The organism is Paenibacillus sp. FSL P4-0184 (assembly GCF_038004625.1).
Lineage (GTDB): Bacteria > Bacillota > Bacilli > Paenibacillales > Paenibacillaceae > Paenibacillus_AQ.
Genome location: NZ_JBBORN010000001.1, coordinates 2,498,235 through 2,514,443, shown reverse-complemented (window position 1 = coordinate 2,514,443; position 16,209 = coordinate 2,498,235). Strand labels below are relative to the sequence as shown.

General features: G+C 46.4%; 13 protein-coding genes. 3 read left to right on the top strand and 10 right to left on the bottom strand.

Going from position 1 to position 16,209, the window contains the following annotated elements:
- Positions 1 to 189: 189 nt before the first annotated feature.
- From MKY52_RS10860 to MKY52_RS10815, 10 genes are all read right to left on the bottom strand, one after another.
- Positions 190 to 1,995, bottom strand: a complete 1,806-nt coding sequence (locus tag MKY52_RS10860; RefSeq protein ID WP_341051341.1) for a DEAD/DEAH box helicase — start codon at positions 1,993 to 1,995, stop codon at positions 190 to 192.
- A 394-nt stretch (positions 1,996 to 2,389) separates the two neighbouring features.
- Positions 2,390 to 4,057, bottom strand: a complete 1,668-nt coding sequence (locus tag MKY52_RS10855) for an ABC1 kinase family protein (RefSeq protein ID WP_339799226.1) — start codon at positions 4,055 to 4,057, stop codon at positions 2,390 to 2,392.
- Complete coding sequence (locus MKY52_RS10850) at positions 4,058 to 4,405, bottom strand: phasin family protein (protein ID WP_042131416.1); 348 nt, start codon at positions 4,403 to 4,405, stop codon at positions 4,058 to 4,060. It abuts the gene before it with no gap.
- A gap of 95 nt (positions 4,406 to 4,500) precedes the next feature.
- A complete protein-coding gene (locus MKY52_RS10845) occupies positions 4,501 to 5,139 on the bottom strand; it encodes a ThuA domain-containing protein (protein ID WP_042192549.1) in 639 nt (212 codons plus the stop codon).
- A gap of 206 nt (positions 5,140 to 5,345) precedes the next feature.
- Positions 5,346 to 6,158, bottom strand: a complete 813-nt coding sequence (locus tag MKY52_RS10840) for a uroporphyrinogen-III synthase (RefSeq protein ID WP_341051339.1) — start codon at positions 6,156 to 6,158, stop codon at positions 5,346 to 5,348.
- Positions 6,159 to 6,279: 121 nt separating this feature from the next.
- The gene (locus MKY52_RS10835; protein ID WP_341051338.1) at positions 6,280 to 8,274 is read right to left on the bottom strand and encodes a methyl-accepting chemotaxis protein; all 1,995 of its coding nucleotides are present in this window, start codon (positions 8,272 to 8,274) and stop codon (positions 6,280 to 6,282) included.
- A 227-nt stretch (positions 8,275 to 8,501) separates the two neighbouring features.
- A complete protein-coding gene (locus MKY52_RS10830) occupies positions 8,502 to 8,897 on the bottom strand; it encodes a Fur family transcriptional regulator (protein ID WP_042131422.1) in 396 nt (131 codons plus the stop codon).
- A 91-nt stretch (positions 8,898 to 8,988) separates the two neighbouring features.
- The gene (locus MKY52_RS10825; RefSeq protein ID WP_341051337.1) at positions 8,989 to 10,086 is read right to left on the bottom strand and encodes a Ger(x)C family spore germination protein; all 1,098 of its coding nucleotides are present in this window, start codon (positions 10,084 to 10,086) and stop codon (positions 8,989 to 8,991) included.
- Complete coding sequence (locus MKY52_RS10820) at positions 10,083 to 11,183, bottom strand: GerAB/ArcD/ProY family transporter (RefSeq protein ID WP_341051336.1); 1,101 nt, start codon at positions 11,181 to 11,183, stop codon at positions 10,083 to 10,085. Before MKY52_RS10820 ends, MKY52_RS10825 begins: the two co-directional genes overlap by 4 nt.
- Positions 11,183 to 12,541 carry a spore germination protein gene (locus MKY52_RS10815; RefSeq protein WP_341051335.1) on the bottom strand — a complete coding sequence of 453 codons (1,359 nt, stop codon included), beginning with the start codon at positions 12,539 to 12,541 and terminating at the stop codon, positions 11,183 to 11,185. The genes MKY52_RS10820 and MKY52_RS10815 overlap by 1 nt, the downstream gene beginning before the upstream one ends.
- A gap of 157 nt (positions 12,542 to 12,698) precedes the next feature.
- Between MKY52_RS10815 and MKY52_RS10810 the strand changes: the two genes are divergently transcribed.
- From MKY52_RS10810 to MKY52_RS10800, 3 genes are all read left to right on the top strand, one after another.
- Positions 12,699 to 14,246 (top strand): FAD-dependent oxidoreductase, encoded by a 1,548-nt coding sequence (locus MKY52_RS10810; protein ID WP_341051333.1) that lies wholly within the window; start codon positions 12,699 to 12,701, stop codon positions 14,244 to 14,246.
- A 173-nt stretch (positions 14,247 to 14,419) separates the two neighbouring features.
- Positions 14,420 to 15,139, top strand: coding sequence for a 3-ketoacyl-ACP reductase (locus tag MKY52_RS10805; RefSeq protein ID WP_341051332.1), 720 nt, complete (start codon positions 14,420 to 14,422; stop codon positions 15,137 to 15,139).
- A 718-nt stretch (positions 15,140 to 15,857) separates the two neighbouring features.
- Positions 15,858 to 16,175, top strand: a complete 318-nt coding sequence (locus tag MKY52_RS10800; protein ID WP_042192566.1) for an antibiotic biosynthesis monooxygenase — start codon at positions 15,858 to 15,860, stop codon at positions 16,173 to 16,175.
- Positions 16,176 to 16,209: the final 34 nt, after the last annotated feature.

Below are 16,209 nucleotides of genomic sequence, written 5' to 3'. Positions count from 1 at the left end.
CCTCCTCGAAGTCGAAACACTCTATTTATCTATTAGACAAGCTTTCCTTCAAAAATGTTACACTAAGATCCTTTTTTAGACAAATATCGCTCGGATAATTGTGCCTACAAAATAAAGTTACCATAGGGAGTTAGCTTGTCCGCTAACTTCCCTATGGTAACAAGTTTTAGTTATGAAATTCCACTCACATTATCTGGATGTGCCTCTGCCGCCGCTTTTAAAGCCGCCGGAGCTGCCGCGTCCACCCCGTGAGGAACCCGTATTTCCGCTATTGCGGCCGCCTTTACCAGCGCCACCCTTGGCACCGCTATAGCCGCCTTTGCTACCTTTACCACCTTTGCCGCCGCCTCTGGACGGGCCCGTACCGTAGCCGCTGCCTAAGCCGCCTCTTGGTGTGCCGCCAACGTAAGCGCCGCCGTCTGCACCTCTGGCTACGTTCTCGCTGTAGCCAGTGCTTGGGCCGCCCTTCCGGTTCGCACCGCGCGAACCGGCACTGCTAGGCGCTACTGCGTTGCCGCTAGCTGGCGCATCGCCTCTGGAGGCGAAGGCGCCATAGCCGCCGCCTACTCGTACTACGCCGGCAGCCTTGCCGCCGCCCTTAGGTGCGGCAGCATCAAAGCCGCTGCCTCCGCGCTTGCCAGCCGCCGCATCAGAACGACCGCCGCGGCGACCTTCTGCAGGCGCGCCCCAGCCGCCTGCTTCCTTACCGCGGCCGCGGCCACCTTGCCGCGATCCGCCTTCGCCGCGCGGAGCACCGCCGCGGCCAGAGCCGCCGGTCTTCGGTCCGCGGCCCGTGCGCGCTGCCTCAGCGCCGCCGCTTTGACGACCGCCGTGGCGTCCGCCGCCTTGTACTGCAACGAATTCGCCAACGCCGAATTCATCTTTGTCGTAACGGCGGCGATCCAGGCGCTGCGAAATGCCGTGCTCGATCAAGTCTAGTCCATCTTGCTCACGTGGAGAAGTGAACGTAATTGCAAGCCCTTTGCCTCCGGCACGGCCTGTCCGGCCGATCCGGTGAATATAGCTATCCACATCAAGTGGCATATCGTAGTTAAAGATATGAGTGATACCTTCGACATCCAGCCCCCGAGCCGCTACATCTGTGGCTACAAGAAGCTGCAGCTTCGCATCACGGAATCTCTTCATTACACCTTCGCGTTTACCTTGAGACAAATCACCGTGCAGCTCATCACAATCATAACCTGCTGCTTGGAGTGCTTCATTCAGCTTGGACACCCGACGTTTGGTCCGGCAGAAAATAATAGCCAAGTAAGGACGATCCCGTTCAATCAATGTTTTGAGCGCCTCTTCTTTATTACGATCCGAGACTTCCACGACTTGCTGTTTGATATTATCCAGCGGAATCGGAGAACCACTCTTAATAATGATATCCAGAGGCTCTTTCATGTAATTAGCTGCGAGACGTTTAATCGGATCTGGCATCGTCGCAGAGAACAACATCGTTTGACGGCGATAAGGAACAGCCGTAATAATGGTCTCTACATCCTCCAAGAATCCCATATGCAGCATTTGATCCGCTTCGTCCAGAACGAGCATCTTAACGCCACTAAGATCGAGCGTCTCCCGGCGCATATGATCTAGCAGTCTGCCCGGTGTACCGATAATAAGATGTCTGCCACCTTCGAGCTTACGCAGCTGCTTCTCAACATCCTGACCACCATAAACGGCCAAGATTTTAATATCCGTATGACGCGCCAGCTTACGTGCCTCTTCTGTAATCTGCAAAGCCAACTCACGTGTTGGGGCCATAATTAGTGCCTGCGGATAAGCTCGTTCCGTGTGGATCTTGTCCATAATTGGCAGCAAGAAAGCTAATGTCTTCCCTGTACCTGTCTTCGCTCTTGCAATTACATCCAGACCCTGCACCAATGGCGGTATTGCTTCCTGTTGCACTGGTGTAGGCTTAACGATGCCTTGACCTTGAAGCAATGTACACAGTAATTCTGAAACACCTAATTCTTTAAATCCCGGCAAATTCTCCACCTCACTATTTTCTCAGTTAAATTTGATTACATCTCTTACTTAACTTCCGTCTTCCAAAGCCCTATTCAGGCAGCCCCTACCCGACTGTCCTTTTGGGGGCGTATGCTTCCGATTCAGCTATATTCAAACAAAAGCGGAAGAACCCCGTCACCGGCATTCTTCCGTCCCATGTATCCCTTGACCCGTTAAAAGAGTGCGGTCAAAGTTCGGTTTCTGGGCAGCAGCGATCCACCGGACGTTTAGACGGCACTCCATTTGCGTTCCATTCCACTTTATACAATAGAAGTAAAGTTAAGCTTAGAAAGTTATCTTTTATATTGTACTTGATAGAACGGCATTTGTGTGAAACTGCAGAATAATAATTATTCTATCCTGTAGTTGTAGGTTAGAACCTTCCCGATTTAAAAATCGCAAAGATCAACCATAAGAACATCAGAAGCGCTACTACGCCGCCAATCTCCACTGTAGGGAAATTCCATAACACTGAAGGCTGACCGCGCATCGCAGTTCCAATAATGAGTCCAACCATGATAATACTGAACGCAAGCATCACAATACTAAACGCTAAGCGGTTCCCAACCCGATCCAGCTTTCGCTCCAAATGCTCCAGCTCAGGTGCCGCAATCTCTACCTTTAGCTTTCCCTTACTAATTAGCGCAGATAACTGCCTTGCCTGCCCGGGAAGCTCTAGAAGACTCTCCGTTAAATCGGCTACGCCGCCAAGGAACTTGCGCTGCAATCGGGGACCACTAAATCGCTGCTTCACAAGTTCCCGTCCAAAAGGCTCTGCCATCTCTAAAATGCTAATCGTTGGATCCAAGTTGCTAATGACACCCTCAAGCGTCAGCATCGTCTTACCAAGCATCGTTAGATCCGGGGGAAGGACTAATCGATGCTTGCGAGCAATGCCAAACAGATCATTTAGCGCTTTACCTATGCTCATCTTACTGAACGGAACATCATAATACTCTTCGCGAAGTCGATCCATATCATTATGCAACGCCGCTCGATCAGCATCCTCAGGGATGACGCCGAGACGCAAAATTGCCCGGACCATCGCATCCGTATTCTTGCGCATTAGTGCGATGACAAGCGCAGACAGCTGCTCTTTCATCTCTTCGTTCAGCCGCCCCATCATGCCAAAATCAATCAAAGCCAGCTTCCCATCAGCCATTCTCATAACATTCCCTGGATGCGGATCTGCATGAAAAAAGCCATGAATGAAAATTTGTCTTAGCATCATTTCCACGAGCTGCTGAGCAATAACCTTAAGCTTAACGCCGCTACTCAGTAGTTCATCGCGACGACTTAGCGTTATCCCTACCACATATTCCATCGTCAGCACTCGTGCTGACGTATAGTCCCAATAAATATCCGGGATGTATACTCCGTCATAATCCATCTGTTGAGCAATTTTCTCTGCATTGCGTCCTTCTTGGCCGTAATCCAGCTCACCAAGCAGAGATTTCGAGAATTCCTCTACCATACGGGACAACTGATATTGCCTCGCCCAGCCTAGCTGCTTCTCAGCAAGGGCACTCAGATCTTTGAGAATTTCCAAATCCCTACTCATCGTTCGCAGTATGCCAGGGCGCTGAACTTTAACAGCCACGACCTGCCCACTGTGAAGAACAGCTCTATGCACTTGACCGATCGACGCAGCCGCAAGAGGAGTATCCTCAAAGGAATTAAAGATTTCATCCATCCGTTGATCGAGTTCATGCTCCACAATCGTGCGCACGCGCTCCACAGGGAACGGGGGCACATTATCCTGTAGTTTTACCAATTCTTGAATAATAGAATCAGGCAGCAGATCCGAACGTGTACTGGCGAGTTGTCCAAGCTTTATAAAGGTTGGGCCCAAATCCTCCAACACGAGCCGAATCCGCTCCCCGAGCGTAAGGCTTGTATGAGCTTCTTGCGTTACAAGACGGCGTGGAAGGGATAATAAATGATAGAGCCCCAGCTCCTCCACCATATAGCCAAAACCATGGTGCATAAGCGCCATGGCAATGGACCGGTATCGTCCGGCATGTCTGATACGTACTGCCATTTAGTCCGTACGCGTTTCCGCCGATGTTCCTTCTAGATGGGAAATGCCCTCCAGCTCGGCCAATCGACGCTCCAACACAGCAATTCGGCCTTCCAGCTCGTCAATATCACTTTGTACAGGAACCTTCATTTCCTTCAACACGCGTTGTACTTGTTCTTGTACAACAGACTTGAGCATACCTCGCTCTTCCTCACCGCGTTCAATCAGACGGTCAACAAGGGCCTTAGACTCGGAAGGAGCAAGCTCCCCACGCTTCACTAGTTCCTCAACAACCTTTTCTACTTTTTCCTTACTGACAATGGTGAGGCCCACTCCTAAAGAGATCGCTTTTTTAAACAAATCACTCATAGTACTTCCTCCCAAATATTCCGTTTCGTTACAAACGGAGTTGATGATTAAAGTATACCTCACTGTGTGCGTATTTCAAAAAAACGCAATATCCCTTAGTTACTTACCGGAATACGTGCAGCCCAAGTAGCTGCCTGCAAGATCAGTTTACGTAGTGCTGGATGGCGAAAGGATGGCTCATGATGCCCAGGCATAAGGAACACTACTCGTCCTAAACCATAGCTGTGGCACCATGCAGCTGGAAGCCATTGACCCTCCGATTCATACTGAAGAAGAATAGTCCGATCTGTGAACGGATCAAATTCGAAATGATAAGGCTCTTCATCCAGTTGGAAGTCTTCAACGCCCTCAGTAATGTCATGCTCTAGCACCTTAAAATTCATTGGCTCGTAAGCGGTGTGACCATTAAAGCGTCCACCGATCAGCTGAGCTAGTTCGTTACGCTTCGTCAATGAAGCACCTGTATGAAGAACAATCAGTCCTCCACCACCGCTCACATAGCTGAGTAGGCCAGCGGTTTGCTGAGGAGATACAGTTTCATTCCATAATTCGTTGTAGGCAATGCATAAGTCATAACTTCCTAAATGCTCAATGCGCATCATTTTTTTATTTTCTGAACACTGAACGGTTAATAAATCATTTAAGATCTCACTAATTTGTTGGTCCACTCCTTGAAGTGGATGGAAACGGGGATGGGTATAATCACCAAGTAACAGACATTTTCTTTTGTCCATGGGGATCCTCCTCCTTATTCATTGTTATTATTCATCACATGTTGCCTATATTCTAAGGAAAACTGCTGCGAATGTCCATGCAGATGGCAGGTTTACTACTCTTAAGGCATCCTCTTCCGGGTAAAAAAGCATCCCCACCCATTGAATCCGGCGGGAATGCTTCTGAATAGTAACGTAAATCTTGTAAAGCTTCCGCACACTGTGGTCTAGCGATTCGCCGCCACATATTTGCCCAACTCTACAATCATGCTTCCCATCCGTTCATGCTCAGGCATGATGATACGTTGTAGGCCCTCTTCTTTTAGAGCCTCAGAGGTAATACGCCCTACAGAAACAGCAAGCACTTTATCCTCGAAAGACCTCAGCATCTCCTCCAGCTTGCCCTGTTCCCGAGCAAATTGAGAGAGGAAACGAAATTGTGGCGCACTTGTAAAAGCCACGGCATCAATCTTACCTTCTATGATTTCTGTAAGCAATCTTTCAAGCTCACCTGGTTCTGGTAGAGTATGACGATACGGCAGCACTTGGCGGGTATTCGCCCCAGACTCCTGCAGCCATGCGAGCATACGAGGAGCTGGATCGCCGTGCAGCTGCAGTACGACCTCCTTGCCCTGCAAATCCAGAGATTGAAGCCCACGAATCAAACCGATCGTACTTCCGTCGTCGTCACGAACCTCCGGCGTAAGTCCTCTTTTTTTCAAAGCATTCACTGTCTTATAACCCCGTGCAGCAATAATAGAACCAGAAAGGACCTCTAAGAAACGCTCAGCGATATTAAGGCGTTCAGCCGTTTGGAAGAGAGCATCCAGTCCCATGCCTGTGGTAAGGATCACCAAATAAGGTGGATGGCTGATCCATGAATTCAATCCTTCCTCCAATGCCTCATCATCAAGAAAGACAGTACCTTGAGCAGGTCGACATAACGCCGTCCCCCCCATATTTCGCACCAACTTGGCCATCTCTTCCGATTTGCGCGGGCCCGCCAAGGCGACCGTGAACCCTTTCAGTTGCTCTGCCATGTACTATTATCTCTCCTCTCTCCGTTGCCTAACCCAACATTATTGTTTATCAGTATACTTGCAAAGGGCTGCAAAAGGGAAGATAAAAGCATCGTTTTCCTATATGAAATATATATTATTACTAGGAAGAGTGTATTTTAAAGCTACTCACAAGCTTTTGCAGTTCCTCCGCAAGACGGCTAAGGTCGGTAGACGAAGACGCCATCTCTTCAACAGAAGCGAGCTGCTCTTGCGCTGCCGTCGCGATGGTCTCTGTATTCACAGCCGCTTCTTCAGAGATGCCGCGAATCTCTCCTATAGCCTTCTCCATGTGATCTGATTCCACCAATAAGGTCTGTACAGCCCCACCCATTGCCTCAATCTTCTCTGCGGCACTCTTGACCGCTCTACGGATACGGGAGAATGAACGTCCGGAAGTATCCACGGCCTCTATCCCTTCGGTTACGCGCTGCTTTGTGTCTTCCATCGTATGAGTCACCAGCGTCATCTCACTATTAATGGCGGTAATCTGCTCTGCAATCAAATCCGCTGATCTCTCTGATTCCTCTGCCAACTTACGCACTTCAGCAGCGACAACGGCAAATCCACGGCCATGCTCTCCAGCTCTGGCCGCCTCAATAGAAGCATTGAGAGCTAACAGATTGGTCTGACGGGCAATCCCTGTGATTACGCCGACAATGCCCTCAATTTGACCGGTTCTTTCGTTCAGCTTGTCGATTACACTGCCAAGCTCTCCCACCGTTCTATCGATACCATTGATCTTATCCACCACGCTGATGACGGAATCATTTCCTTCCGAAGCAGAGAGTGAAGTCTTGTCCATCATCGCAGACACCTGCTCCATATATACGGAAATATGATCCACTTCGCTTGTAGTCGCTGCTGTACTTTCCATTCCTTTGCGTACACCGATCACCTGCCGTTCCGTCCCTGCCGCTACCTCCTGAATCGCTATCGTCATTTGTTCGATCGTTTGGGCATTCTGCTCCGCACTGGCAGTCAGCTCTTCGGCTGAAGAGGAGACATTACTCGTCATCTCCTGCACACCTATGATCATCTGGCGCAGGCTGAGCACCATTAATTGAAAGTTCTCGGCTAGCATGCCAATTTCATCTTTGCGGAAAGCCCCCATGTCTTCGGACAGATCCCCTTTGGCTATCACGGCAGTTGCTTTCCGCAAACGGATCAGAGGCTTCAAGATAGATTGAATATTAAAATAGATTACGATTAGTGCAAGCAGAACGGAAGCTACAATTACAAGCAGCGCTGTATTGCGGATTCCACTCGTTACTGAAGTCACTTCATCTATGCTTATCGTGCCTCCGATTCTCCAGCCCGTAAGCTCATTTACCATAAACGTCATCTTTTTGTGCGTACCCTTGTAGACATAATCAAAAGTACCTTGATCTTCCTCGAACATTGTCTTTATAAAGTCATCGGATGACTCCAGCCCAATAGCCTCTGTTGGATGAACAAGATATTTCTTGCTGTTATCCAGGATAATAATATATCCTTCCTTGCCCACCTTGGTCGCGGTCAATTCTCCTAATGCAGATAGATTGAGATTCAGGGTTATCACCCCGTCACCGCTCTTCAGGACCGTTGATATCGCGATCGCCGTTTCCTGATTCACAGTTTGAAAGGCCGGAGAAATCACAACACCTTTCCCGTGCTTCAGAGAATTAATATAGGCACTTTCCTGTCTGGGATCATAGCCTTCGGGCAGCTTGGCTTCCGAAGCATGGATCGATTGCCCTCTGCTTGTACTAACATAAATATCTAGCACATCAGGATGTAGCACAGCATATTCCTTTAATCTGTCCTGCATAGAAGCTACCGTCTCTCCATTTGCCTCACTGTTGGTCCCCTCAGCGGTGAACTCAGCAGCAAAATAAGAAATAGTATCTATTTTCGATTGAATATTCGAGTTGATGATTGCATCTACTGCCTCAACACTTTCAGTAGCATTGTTCACCAGTTGATCTTCCACTTCATGGCTAGCAGATTGATAGGTTCGCCAACCGATAATGATACTGGGCAACAGTAGAACTAATAGGTATGTAAGAATTAATTTGGTTCGGATACTCATACCTGCTTTTTTGTTCATAGTTGTCATCACACTCTCTCTCTTCGAGTCTTAAAGAAGGACTTATTTACCAGACTTACTATATAATTATATATCCTCCTTTGGAACCGATTTTCCTCCTATCTTTCTTCATTTTTCTCATCATTCTTAAAAATTGTCATATAAACGCAACAAAAAGACCGCCTCAAAGAGAGCGATCTACTCAAATAAGCCTATTTCTTATCATTACCGTAGCAAAAGACTCCGGTTCTTTCATCCTAGTTCACGTTCTTGTTCTTGCAGTTCGGGCAGACGCCTCCGAATACCACATGGGCATGACCAATGGTATAACCTGTATCCTTAGCCACTGTGTTCATCCAGTCCCGTGGAACTTGGTTCATTACCTCATCAACCGCACCGCAAACCTCGCAAATGATATGCTGATGATCATCCATGCGGGCATCATATCTGCTGGCAGCCTCACCAAGCTTAAGCTCACGAATCATTTGTTTATCTGAAAGATAACGAAGAGAGTTATATACAGTACCGTATGCTAAGCTATGACCTTGTTCTACTAGCCGGTTCATTACTTCCGCGGCAGTGGGATGGTCATGTGAATTAAGGACGATATCGTAAACGGCTTGACGTTGGGAAGTCAAATTTAGACTTTTCATTGCTATCATCCTCTAACTTGTTTTTAGATCAAGTATAAATCGTGAATGTAAGAACGTCAATCCCACTTTTATCCACTCATTACTTTCTCAGTTACTTAATCAATCCTGAATATTTGATGTTAACATCAGCTTTGACCTGAAAATCGAGCCCAGCATAGAGCTCCTTCCACACTTCTATTTCGGTATCATTATTAAAATGTCTAGCTCCATAGTGCAGCCCCCACCCAAAAGGATCCAAACCGCTCGTATGAATTTTTTTCAGTAATGCTAAGATATGATCTTCCAATTCTTTCTCGCCAGCTGTCTGAATTTTTTTCAACAAGCTATGTGTCACCAAATCGGGACTGCTACTCTCTTCGAGGATCCCTTTAATCTTAATATGGTATCGAATAGTAGCTTTCCCGCTCTCGGTATTTAGTATCTTGTAATCCGAGGATGATCTCTCTGTGTAATACTGATACATGACCCCCTCAATATGGGCTGGCAAATTGGTCCGTAAGTTGGAGCGCGACAGCAGATTGTATAGCCGGGTTTCGTTCGGTGTAAGCACCATCTTGATTTTCTCGCTATCCAGTAGAGCAATTTTATTAATTAAGAACTCACTCTTCCCTTTGGCCTCGATAATCGGCAAAATCGGATCAATTCCCTTCTCATAAATATTTCTCATCAGCTGAAAGGAATATACACTAGAAATAAATGGAGACTCCGTGCCTTGTCCACTCATAGCTAGAATAAGAGAATTCGATGGGATACGCTCCGATTCGGGTCGTACCTGCAGCACTTGAAGTGCCTCCGGACGCCCGATCGCAAAATTGAGAATAAGCTGGATATCTCTGCGCCGCACCGCCCAATCCATAACATGCTGAATATCTCTGCGTGCGATCCCTTCCCCAAAAATAATCGATTTACAATGGGAATAATCAAGCTCCTTCTCCACTCTGGATTTCATTCTGCGCAGCGCTTCTGAAATACTTGGGGACTCTTCGGTTAATATCTGCATCTTCTCATCAATCTTGGTAACATCCCCCTGAGGGATAGCAAGTTTCAAGCTGATCTTGAAAGTCCCTTCTTCTTCACCAGGGTCAACACCGATCGCCAGTACGAATATCCGTAAATCAATTTCTTTGAAGTCACAGCCGGCAAGGAGTAGCAGTAACACAATTCCTATTGCACTAAGTGCTTTTCTCACAACCTCTGCCTCCTTACTTTGCGATAACAATAAAACAGCAGAGCGATTAAGAACATCTCACCAAACCAGCGGATCTGTAGAAACCAAATGCCCAACACGTTGAGCTGATATTGATCCATCCAAATTAAGGAGAGGACCACTCCGCTAAACAAGCACAGGATGAGCCACTCTTTCCACTGCTCTGCCTTCTGGGATTTTTTTTTCGTAGATGAAATAGCACCTTTGAATAACCCTAACCCTACATGCCAATGAACAATTACACTCACCAGAGATAGAGTCATATAGGCAAAATAAAAAATAAACAACATCCGTTCAATAATAAAGGATTCTATCCGGATACTGTCTGCTGTCGAGAACCACGTATATACATGTCTCTCAATCGCAACAGTACCGAAATAACCGATAGGGACCAAAAAGGTTACGAGCAGTACGAGAAGTCCTTCCACCCCTAAAATCCAGACATGCTTTAGCTTTAACCCATGAAATACCCGATTAAAGATGGCTAGATTAATATAACCACTAAAAGAAAAGGTAGCTGCCGAAAGACTCATCAAATCCGGCTTATGCCAGATGTATGTAGTGATCTGCAGAACAGAATCCCAATTGAAATCCGGATTGGTCAGCGCCTTTACAATGCCATAGACAATTAACGGTAATGTAACGAAAAGAATGATTTCAAGACCATACAAAAGTGATAGTGAATCAAAGCGACAGCAGATGCAGACCAATATCAGAAAGCTGATCATGACAGTATATGGGCTTGAATCCGGACTGATATATCTCAGCGTAATATCTACAAAAGAAAGCAAGGTAACCCCCCCAGCCACACACCATAAACCCGCAAAAAAGACAAGTAAGGGTTTGACTAGCAGCTTAGGAAGAAGAGGGTTAAATATTTCCGGAAATCCCTTTCCAGGAAATTTAGCAATCAATACAGTAAATATATAGACAAACAAAGTGCCAAGGATCGTTGCAATTAGTATGGAGAACAAAGCACCGTCAAAGCGTCTGTCTATTAGTTCCCTAGGAACAAAATTAATGATGTTGATCAAGCTGTTCATCAGAAAAAGACAGTAGAAATAACGGCTTTTGGCCATCAATGTTCCCCGCCCTTCTTCTTACCAAGGTTATCAAGAAAAAACAATCTGAAATAAGGTTGTCCAAAGCTACGCTGATTGCATAAATACATCGCGAATCCCACAACACAGACCACTACACCAACCATTCCTAGAACAGCGGCAGCTATAAGAAAAATGTACTTCAGCACGCGTATTGACAAGCTCATCATATTCAGAGGAATCAGAAAATTGGATATCGCAACGGCAGAGACCAATATAATCATAATATTACCTACTAGCCCTGCCGCCGTAGCGGCCTGACCTAAGATTAGACCTCCGACCGTCGTGGCCGTAGGACCAATCGCTTTGGGCAGCCGTAAACTCGCCTCGGTCAAAAATTCCATCATCATAAGCATTAAGAGTACTTCCACAAAAGATGGATAAGGCACGGTCGCGCGACTACCCGAAATGAGTAGTGCAACCTGCACACGAATAATCTCTGGGTTATACGAGGTAAGTGTTACATAGATCGCAGGCAGCCATAACGTCATGCACACGCCGATAATTCGGAGTAGCTTTAAGAAACGGCCCACAATAGGGAATTGGATCTTATCATCCATGGATGTAAAAAAATCGTTAAATATGGAGGGCAGCACTATCGCATATCCCGTTGTATCCAGGAGTATCGCTACTTTTCCTTCAGACAAATTAAACACAACTCTATCAGGTCTTTCAGTAATAATAGACTTAGGGAGTATTCTCAATTTATCACTGCTTATAAACTTCTCAAGTTCTCCCGTAGCCTGTAAAATATCAACCTTTAGGGTATTCATCTTCTCCCTTAATTCCGCTAATACATTGTGATCAACACGACTGATGTCGTATAGGATGGCCACTTTTGTTTTGGAGACATCGCCGATGACCATGGTTTCCATTTTGAGATTAGTGGATTGATAGCGACGACGAATCATGTTCAGATTAACCGCAATATCCTCCGTTAGTGCATCTGAAGGTCCCTGTGAAATGCTTTCTGCAGACGTTTCACTAACACCGCTGCTCTCTGTACTCATCGCGTCGAAAAGACAAATCACATCATTTATGCCAAGAAGAACATAGCCGCTAAGCAAAAGCTCGATCGCTGTTTCCTTCGTAGTCTCCTCTTCTGTCCCCGGATACGTCGTAATGTAATCAAGGTAAGCGTTAGTATCCCCCATCTCATAGAACGGCGTAATCACATGGCGACTGAGCGTCTGCGAATCTGTAACGCTTTTAATATAAATTAAGTTGATCTGCCCAAAAGGTGCAACGAGCGTTCTATCAATTAAATCGGCAAATCCGTCCAACTCACCCTTGATCCATTCCAGAGAAACATTGTGCTTATCCTGTTGAACTGACATGGATCATCCCTCCTATTTATCCTGCGCTTCCCGGATGCCACCTTATTTTGGCACTATTTCTCTGAATTCATGCACTGCACATATGGATACGGAGTTTCTTTTAACGGGACTGTGGTAATAAATGAAATGAGCATTGTACAGATGGAGGGATAATAAGATGGATCCACACCGTAAAATAACGCAAGGTCTTCCGCAATTTCCAGAATCAATATGGCGTGACACTACAGATTTACCGACCTTTCCAAAGCTGACTGAAGATATTTCTACAGATGTCGCTGTGGTGGGCGGCGGTATTACAGGAATTACAACAGCCTATCTCTTAAGCAAAGCCGGATACAAAGTCGCACTCTTGGAGGCAGGGGAAATCCTCAGCGGTACTACGGGTTTTACAAGCGCCAAGATCTCCACTCAGCACGGATTAATCTATCATCATTTGCTGAAACATTTCGGGGCGGAGAATGCCCGGCGATATTATCAATCGAACAATGAGGCTATGAATTGGATCTTAAAAACGGCTGAAGAACTTGAAGTGTCTTGTGACATGAAACGTGAAGCGGCCTATTTGTACGCTGATGCTGAAGATCATAAAACGCTTAAACAGTTGGAAGAAGAGTATAAAGCCTATGAACAATTAGGCCTGCACGGTGAATGGCTGGATAACGTCTCTATCCCTCTGATGGCGAGCGGTGCGATTAAATTACCAGGACAAGCTCGCTTTCACCCCCTGCAATATCTGAAGGCATTGTTGAAGGTTATCGTGGAAAAAGGTGGCGTGATCTATGAGCATACGATGATGGCGGACAAGGTGGAGAAGAACGATACGCTTACGCTTTTTACGGAAAAGAATGACTTCCGTATCACCTGCCGTTACGCTGTTTCGGCTTCTCATTTCCCCTTCTACGACGGAGGTGCGTTATATTTCTCGCGACTGCATGCTGAACGTTCCTACTGTCTGGCGATCCAGCCCGAAACGGATTTTGAGGGTGGAATGTATTTAAGTGCCAGCGAACCAACCCGTTCTCTGCGTGCAGTGGAGTGGGAAGGCCAGAATCTGGTTATCGTCGGGGGTGAGAATCATAAGACGGGCCAAGGCATTTGCACGATAGGTCATTATGAGAATCTGGAGCTGTTCGCAGGCCACTTGCTGGGCATCAAATCGATCCCTTACCGCTGGTCAGCACAGGATTTAATTACGCTGGACAAGGTCCCCTACATTGGCAAGATTTCGAACAGCGAAGAGATTTATATCGCTACCGGATTCGGAAAATGGGGCATGACAAGCGGTACCTTATCCGCTCAAATTATCTCCGATCAGATTCAGCGTAAGGATAATCCATACACAGAGCTATACGATCCATCCCGCTTCAAAGCTGGCGCCAGCCTAAAAAGCTTCTTCGTTCAAAATGCCAATGTGGCAAAAGAGCTTGTAGCGGGCAAAGTAGAAATCGTCCATAAAAAGACAAGTGATTTGAAGGCAGACGAAGGGGCTGTTGTCTTCCATGACGGCAAACGTGTGGGAGCTTATAAGGATCCGGAAGGGACGCTTCATCTGGTAGACAGAACCTGTACACATATGGGCTGTGAATGCGAATGGAACGATGGCGACCGTTCTTGGGATTGCCCTTGCCACGGCTCCCGTTTCTCCTATGATGGAGAAGTCTTAGAGGGACCCGCATCCGTGCCGCTGACGAAGCTTTACGAATAAATCATTTCATTCGTGGGAACAAATGATGGATTCATGGAAAATAACATCGCTATACACGGAAGTTTTCAAATCGTTTTCCTTCGGCGATTGTGAATGCCCTATAGCATTCAGGTATAATAGGACATGAACGAAGCATTAGCTTCAAAAATGTTTAAAGGAGCGTGACGTTAGAGATGGATTTGAGAGGAAAGAGTGTTGTGATTACTGGTGCAGGCAAAGGGATCGGCAAAGCCTTAGCCATGGCACTAGCTAAGGAAGGTGCTAATTTGGGCCTGATCTCCAGAACTTCAGGCGATCTCGAAGCGTTAAAATCAGCCTTAACGGAAGTATACGACGTGAAAGTCAGCATTGCCGTTGCGGATATCGCTGTACGCGAAGAAGCGGAACGTGCGGTTGCATACCTGCAAAACGAGCTAGGAGCATTTGACGCATTAATCAACAATGCCGGAATTGCAAAATTCGGCACTTTAGTAGAAATGGACCCTGCCGATTGGGAAAGTCATATCCAAGTCAATCTTTACGGTACCTATTATGTAACTCGCGCTGCACTGCCAGCTATGATTGAGAAAAATGGTGGAAATATCATCAATATCTCTTCTACCGCTGGAGAACGCGGTTTCGCAACAGGCTCGGCTTACTGCGCATCCAAGTTCGCACTGATGGGCATGACCGAAGCTCTCGCACAAGAGGTGCGTAAGCACAACATCCGCGTCGTAGCCTTGACTCCAAGCACTGTTAACACCGGATTAGCTTCCAACGCTGGACTTAAAATCGGTGACGAAGACCGCATGATGCAGCCTGAGGATGTAGCTGAATTGGCTTTAACAGCCTTGAAGCTGCCGGATCGTGTCTTCCTAAAAACAGCTGGACTCTGGACCACTAATCCGCAATAAAAAGGACTGGCTGGTTTTGCACCAGGCTCTGATTGCGGCTTTTTGCAGGAGAATGCTCATGGGAGAGGAGCAGTAGAGCGGATTGGGTGTCCTTGTGCCAGTCAATCCCTTTGGTCTGCTCTTCTCCACACTGATTGCACTTTGTGCGATAGAATGCCTCTGGGAGCGGCTGAAATATGGTTTGATTGCACTTTGTACAATCAAACTGGAGAATCCCCCCCTTTAGGCGATTTAACCACAGTTCTATTGTACAGAATGCGATAGAATGCCTAATGTAGACTGTTTTCAGGCTGTTCTGTTGCACATTCTGCAATCAAACTCCATTTTTGGGGCAAGAGATGGTTACTTTAGCGCCAGATTGGGCAACTGGAGTTTAGAGGTACTTATTTATTCGTTGGTTCTAATAATAATGTTGTGTGCTTGTAGTTACGCTGGGCGCTTCGACTCTGAACACTACTTGGCGCTCGAATAACAATAGTTGCACTATATACATCTATTCAGCGTAATTAAAGGATCCGTTACACTTTAATTGCACTCTGTGCAACTAAAAGCTAATAATGCTCGACCATTTCCCAGATTCATCTTATTTAGTTGCATAGAATACACTTATCGCTTCATTTCTAACGAACCAGAACTTATAAGTGTATAAAGTGCAATTAAATATTCAATCTAATGTTTATATATGTATATCACACTGCTGAACGGAGGTTTATCTAATATGCTGGTAGTAACAAATACCATTAAGGTTAAAGAAGGTCATGGTGAAGCCATTGCTCAACGTTTCGGAGGAAATAACGGTGTACAGGATATGCCAGGTTTCGTACGCATGGAGGTTTGGCAAGGAAGTGCCAAAGAAGGTGTTGAGGAACTAAAGATCTGCACCATGTGGGAGAACGAGGAGGCATTTAAAGGCTGGACATCCAGTGAATCCTTCCGTCAATCACACCGCGGTGCTGGTGGAAATGAAGCCATTCTTGGAGCATCAATCGACAAATATAAACTGATGATCAGCCGAACACCCGGCACCAGCAATTAAGTGATGTAGGCCGAATCGTACAATGAATAAAAGT